This is a genomic window from Streptomyces sp. RP5T, assembly GCF_003933965.1.
Taxonomy (GTDB): Bacteria; Actinomycetota; Actinomycetes; order Streptomycetales; family Streptomycetaceae; genus Streptomyces.
On sequence record NZ_RSAJ01000524.1, the window covers coordinates 1 to 5819 of the forward strand.

5 protein-coding genes and 2 rRNA genes are annotated in these 5819 nt (G+C 66.7%); all 7 read right to left on the reverse strand.

Translation table 11 applies throughout. The features are described 5' to 3' along the window. Positions 1–39: 39 nt before the first annotated feature. Positions 40–879 (reverse strand): DUF881 domain-containing protein, encoded by an 840-nt coding sequence (locus tag EHS43_RS35295; RefSeq protein WP_125194712.1) that lies wholly within the window; start codon positions 877–879, stop codon positions 40–42. Positions 880–884: 5 nt separating this feature from the next. After that, positions 885–1217: a small basic family protein gene (locus EHS43_RS35300; protein ID WP_003988855.1), complete on the reverse strand. Its 333-nt coding sequence runs from the start codon at positions 1215–1217 to the stop codon at positions 885–887. After that, positions 1214–2113, reverse strand: coding sequence for a DUF881 domain-containing protein (locus EHS43_RS35305; RefSeq protein WP_260470854.1), 900 nt, complete (start codon positions 2111–2113; stop codon positions 1214–1216). Before EHS43_RS35305 ends, EHS43_RS35300 begins: the two co-directional genes overlap by 4 nt. Before the next feature lie 105 nt (positions 2114–2218). Next, positions 2219–4714 carry a mannose-1-phosphate guanyltransferase gene (locus tag EHS43_RS35310; protein WP_125194714.1) on the reverse strand — a complete coding sequence of 832 codons (2496 nt, stop codon included), beginning with the start codon at positions 4712–4714 and terminating at the stop codon, positions 2219–2221. Positions 4715–4828: 114 nt separating this feature from the next. Next, positions 4829–5437, reverse strand: a complete 609-nt coding sequence (locus EHS43_RS35315) for a CDP-alcohol phosphatidyltransferase family protein (protein ID WP_125194715.1) — start codon at positions 5435–5437, stop codon at positions 4829–4831. Positions 5438–5546: 109 nt separating this feature from the next. Then, a 5S ribosomal RNA gene (gene rrf / locus EHS43_RS35320) occupies positions 5547–5663 on the reverse strand. 71 nt (positions 5664–5734) lie between these two features. Next, positions 5735–5819, reverse strand: a 23S ribosomal RNA gene (locus EHS43_RS35325); the annotation flags it as partial.

Sequence of the window (5819 nt, forward strand, 5' to 3'; positions counted from 1 at the left end):
CCTCATGCCCTCGCCGGATGCCCCCCATGCACCCCCGGTTCACTGGGAGGACGACCGAGCGTAGTCAGGCCGCTTCGCCGCTCGCAAGGCGTCCACGACGATCTTGTCCGACCGCTCGACGGTAACGGTGGCCTGCTCCTTCTCAAGAGTCTGCACCACGCCTCCAGGGATGTTCAGGGCCGGTTCGAGGTCCTGCGGATTGCCGATGACCTTGAAACGAAACGGCGCGGTGATCTTGTTCCCGTCGACGCTCACGCTCTTGTCCGAATCCGACAGATAGGTGTCGGCGACGACCCGCACGCCGTTCACCTGGATCGCCTCCGCCCCCGCCGCTCGCAGTTCCTGGATCGCGTCGAGCAGCATGTCCGCCTCGACCGTCCCCTTGCTGTCCTCGATCGTCATCGTGATGCCCGGCCCCTGCGCGGCCACCGTGCCCGCGAGGATGCCGAGTTGCCGCTCCTTCTCGACTGTCTGCTTGCGGGCCTCCTCCGCCTGGTCGGAGCTGTTCTCCAGCTCGTCCCGCTGCTTCTCGAGGCCCTGCTTCTCGTCTTCAAGACGTTGCGTACGGTCGTCCAGTTCATCGAGGATGCGCACGAGATCCTCCTGCCGCGCACCCCGCAGCGCACTGTCGCTGTCGCTGTTCGACGCCACCTGGATGGCGAGACCGAACCCGAGGCCGAACAGCAGCACGGCGACGATGAGTTGAGCCCGGGTCACACGCGGCGGCCACAGCCCCTGCACCAGCCTCTGGCGGCCGGTCAGCCCGGGCTCCGCAGCCGGAGTGCCGGACTCCTCCGGCTTCTCGGCGGGTGTGGCCGGGACTTCCTCCGGCAGCTCCTTGCGCAGCCCGTTGCCGGGCGTCTCCTCGTGCTCGCTCATCGGCCTCACGCCCGGAAGACGTGCCGGCGGATGGCCGCGGCGTTGGAGAAGATCCGGATGCCGAGCACGACGACGACACCGGTCGAGAGCTGGGCACCCACGCCCAACTTGTCGCCCAGGAACACGATCAGCGCGGCCACGACGACGTTCGACAGGAACGACACGACGAAGACCTTGTCGTCGAAGATGCCGTCGAGCATGGCCCGCAGCCCTCCGAAGACCGCGTCGAGCGCCGCCACCACGGCGATCGGCAGATAAGGCTCGACAACCGCCGGAACCTCAGGCCGGACCAACAGGCCGGCCACGACTCCCACGACGAGGCCCAGTACGGCGATCACGATGTGCCCTTCTCAGTTCTCGGCTCTGCTGTACGTACGATCACACTCGGTGCGGCCGGCAGCCGGAGGTCGTCCTCCGCGGAAATGGCGGTCCGGATGCCGTAGTTCTCCTGCAGGGCGTGCAGATACAGCCCGTCGGCGCTGTCCTGGAACCTGGTGCTCAGCCGCTGCCCGTCCCCCACGGCAAGCACCGTATACGGCGGAACCAGCGGCTTGTTGTCGACCAGTATCGCGTCACCCGCGGCCCTGATCGCCGACAGGGCGGTCAGCCGCTGCCCGTTGATGGAGATGGCCTCGGCGCCCGACTCCCAGAGCCCGTTGACCACCCGCTGCATGTCGCGGTCGCGCACCCGCCCGGTGTCGGAGAACCCCGTGGTCTCGCGCGGATTCCCGTCACCGCCGCCCGTGCTGGCTTCTTTGGCGTCGTTCACGACCAGCTTGACGCCGGGGCCGTGCACCTCCACGGCACCCGACAGGATGCCCACGAGATCGGTCTTGCCGCCGTCGCCGCTCTGCTTGAGCGCCTCGCGCTGCCGGGTGCTGACGTCCTCGCGGAGTCGGTCGACGCTGTCCTCGAGCTTGTCCGCCGTCTCGGTCTCGCGGTCGATACGGTCGATGAGCTCCTCGCGCTCCTTGGCGACGACGGGAGCGGCCACGCGCGCCTGCGCCGCCCCCACGGTGACCACGAGGGCGGCGAGCACCAGGCCCAGGGCGAGACCCAGTCTCGCCCGCAGCGTCTTGGGCAGTCCGCCTTCGCCGGCGGCCTTCTTGCGGGCCGCGGCCTCGGCGTAGCCGTCGTCGAGGCTGTGGTCCATGACGTTGGTGAGCAGCGACATGGAGGCGTCCGGGCGCGACGGGCGCGTGGGGGTGCTCCGAATGGGGGGCTGCTGCGGCATGCCGCACATCGTCGCACGTCGCGGCCCGTACCTCCGAATGGCCCCATCGGCGTGCCGGACAGGCCCCCTTAGGGGACACATGTCCGGCACGCACGCGTGCGTGGTTCAGCGGCCGGCGCTGTCCACTACCGCCGACCACTCGTCCAGCAGTGCCTGTGCGGACGCGTCGTCGGGCCCCTCGGCCCACAGATGCGTGACCGCTTCCGCCGGGTCCGGCAGCACCATCACCCAGCGTCCGTCGGTCTCCACGACCCGGACACCGTCGGTCGTGTCGACGAAACGATCGCCCGCCGCCTCCACGACCCTGCGCATCACCAGGCCCTTGACGGCCCACGGAGTCGCCAGATCCCGCTTGAGGACGTGCGCCCGCGGAATCCGCGCGTCGATCTGGCTGAGGGTGAGCTGCGTACGCGCCACCAGCCCGATCAACCGTACGAAGGCCGCCGTACCGTCGAAGACGCTGCTGAACTCCGGAATGATGAAGGCGCCCTTGCCGTCACCGCCGAAGATCGTCGAGTCGTCGCGGCCGACCCGCGTGAGGTCGTCGGGCGAGGTGGTCGTCCACTCGACCTGCGTCCCGTGGTACGCCGCCACCTGCTCGGCGATCCGCGTGGTGGTGACCGGCAGCGCCACCCGGCCGCTGCGGCGCTCAGCGGCGACCAGGTCGAGCATGACGAGCAGCGCCCGGTCGTCCTCGATGATCCGGCCCTTCTCGTCCACCAGGGACAGCCGCTCGCCCACGGGGTCGAACCGCACACCGAACGCGGCCCGCGCGGACGCCACGATCTCGCCCAGCCGCACCAGCCCCGACCGCCGGGCATCCGCGGTCTCCGTCGGCCTGGACTCGTCGAGCCCCGGGTTGATGGTCAGCGAGTCCACCCCGAGCTTCCCGAGCAGACTCGGCAGCACCAGGCCCGCGCTGCCGTTCGAGGCGTCCACGACGACCTTCAGCCCGGACTCGGAAATCCCGGTGATGTCGACATTCCGCAACAGCGAACCGGTGTAGGAATCGAAGACGCTGGCGGGGAAGTGCAGGTCACCGATCTCCCCGGGGAACGCGCGCCGGTACTCCTGCCGCGCGAACACCCGGTCCAGCTTCCGCTGGCTGCCCTGGGAAAGGTCGGCGCCCCGCCCGTCGAAGAACATGATGTCCACGGAATCCGGCACCCCGGGCGTGGTCCGGATCATGATCCCGCCGGCGCTCCCGCGGGCCGTCTGCTGCCGGGCCACGGGCAGCGGTACGTTCTCCAGGTCGCGTACGTCGATGGCGCTGGCCTGCAGCGCGGAGATGACCGCCCGCTTCAGTGCCCGCGCGCCACGGGAGTGGTCGCGGGCGGTGGTGACGGTCGACCCCTTCTTGAGGGTCGTCGCATAGGCACCGGCCAGCCGGACCGCGAGTTCCGGGGTGATCTCGACATTGAGGATGCCGGAGACACCACGGGCACCGAAGAGATGTGCCTGGCCCCTGGACTCCCAGATGACCGAGGTGTTGACGAAGGCACCGGCCTCGATGGTCTTGAACGGGTAGACCCGGACGTTCCCCTGAATGATCGATTCTTCGCCGACGAGGCACTCATCGCCGATGACCGCGCCGTCCTCGATACGAGCCGCACGCATGATGTCGGTGTTCTTGCCGACGACACAGCCGCGGAGATTGCTCTGCTGTCCGACATACACGTTGTCGTGCACGACGGCCTTGTGCAGAAACGCCCCGCTCTTCACGACCACGTTCGAGCCCACGACGGTGTGCTCGCGAATCTCGGCGCCGGCCTCGACCTTGGCGTAGTCGCCGATGTACAGCGGACCGCGGAGTACGGCATCGGGATGCACCTCGGCACCCTCGGCCACCCATACCCCCGGGGAGAGCTCGAAGCCGTCGATCTCGACGTCGACCTTGCCTTCGAGGACGTCGGCCTGCGCCTTGACGTAGCTCTCGTGCGTGCCGACGTCCTCCCAGTAGCCCTCGGCGACATAGCCGTAGATCGGCTTGCCTTCCTTCATCAGTTGCGGAAAGACATCGCCGGACCAGTCGACGGGCACATCGGGATCGACGTAGTCGAAGACCTCGGGCTCCATGACGTAGATGCCCGTGTTCACGGTGTCCGAGAAGACCTGGCCCCAGGTCGGTTTCTCCAGGAAGCGCTCGACCTTGCCTTCCTCGTCGACGATGGTGATACCGAATTCAAGCGGATTGGGTACACGCGTCAGACAGACGGTGACCAGCGCGCCCTTTTCCTTGTGGAAGTTGATGAGCTCGGTGAGGTCGAAGTCGGTCAGGGCATCACCGGAGATGACGAGGAAGGCATCGTCCTTCAACGCCTCTTCGGCGTTCTTGACGCTTCCGGCGGTACCGAGTGGCTTCTCCTCATTGGCATAGGAGAGCTCCATTCCGAGCTCTTCACCGTCACCGAAGTAGTTCTTGACCAGTGAGGCCAGGAACTGCACGGTGACGACGGTCTCGTTGAGCCCATGCCTTTTGAGCAGCCGCAGAACGTGCTCCATGATCGGCCGGTTTGCCACCGGCAGGAGCGGCTTGGGCATGCTCGAGGTCATGGGACGAAGGCGTGTGCCTTCGCCTCCGGCCATCACGACGGCCTTCATGTCGGAAGCGTCCTCCTTAAGAGATGACGGTCCAGCCGACTTCACCCGTCCAGATTCTCCCGCACTTTTCTGTCGGGGGCCATCGAGCCGCTACAGCGGCGCCAAGGGGCGAGTTCAGCCGGCCCTGACGTCCGCACGGACCAGGCGGCGGACTTGGACCACATAGAGCACTCCTGCCCACCAGTACAGCGTTGTACCCCATCCGGCGAACGCCCATCCGAAAATAGCAGCGAGTGACGCGATCCATCCAGTTCCGTCACTGAGCAGAAGGAGGGGGAAGGCGTACATCAGGTTGAAGGTGGCGGCCTTGCCGAGGAAGTTCACCTGCGGCGGCGGATAACCGTGCCGCCTGAGGATGCCCACCATCACCAGGAGCATCAACTCCCGCAAGAGCAGTGCAGCCGTCAACCAGATTGGCAGAATCTCGCGCCAGGTGAGACCGACGAGCGTCGAGAGAATGTACAGGCGGTCGGCAGCCGGGTCGAGGAGCCGGCCGAGGCTGCTGATCTGGTTCCACCGCCGGGCCAGCTTGCCGTCCAGGTAGTCGCTGATCCCGCTCAGGGCGAGTACCAGCAATGCCCAGCCGTCACTCTTGGGCCCTCCGAACTCGGGCCTGAGGATCAGCCACAGGAAGAGCGGCACCCCAACGAGCCGCGCCATGCTGAGGATGTTGGGGATGGTGAGGACCCGGTCCGTCTGGACCCGGGTCTCCTGGACCTCCACCCGGGGGCCTCCTGTGGGAAACGTGCGAACGATGCTCCCTGACCCTACCTCAACGCAAAAAAGCTCTGGCTCTTGGGCTGCGTGCCCAAGAGCCAGAGCTCTAAAAGGAGTTCGGCGGTGTCCTACTCTCCCACAGGGTCCCCCCTGCAGTACCATCGGCGCTGTAAGGCTTAGCTTCCGGGTTCGGAATGTAACCGGGCGTTTCCCTCACGCTATGACCACCGAAACACTATGAAGTTGGACCGGAAACACGACACGGTCGTTGCCTCAGAACTAACACAGTGGACGCGAGCAAATATGGACAAGCCCTCGGCCTATTAGTACCGGTCACCTCCAGCGGTTACCCGCCTTCCAGATCCGGCCTATCAACCCAGTCGTCTAC

Bases quoted from the DNA above. Each gene is read 5' to 3' on its own strand.
- EHS43_RS35295 (WP_125194712.1), bottom strand. From the start codon at position 879: ATGAGCGAGCACGAGGAGACGCCCGGCAACGGGCTGCGCAAGGAGCTG.
- EHS43_RS35305 (WP_260470854.1), bottom strand. From the start codon at position 2,113: ATGCCGCAGCAGCCCCCCATTCGGAGCACCCCCACGCGCCCGTCGCGC.
- EHS43_RS35310 (WP_125194714.1), bottom strand. From the start codon at position 4,714: ATGAAGGCCGTCGTGATGGCCGGAGGCGAAGGCACACGCCTTCGTCCC.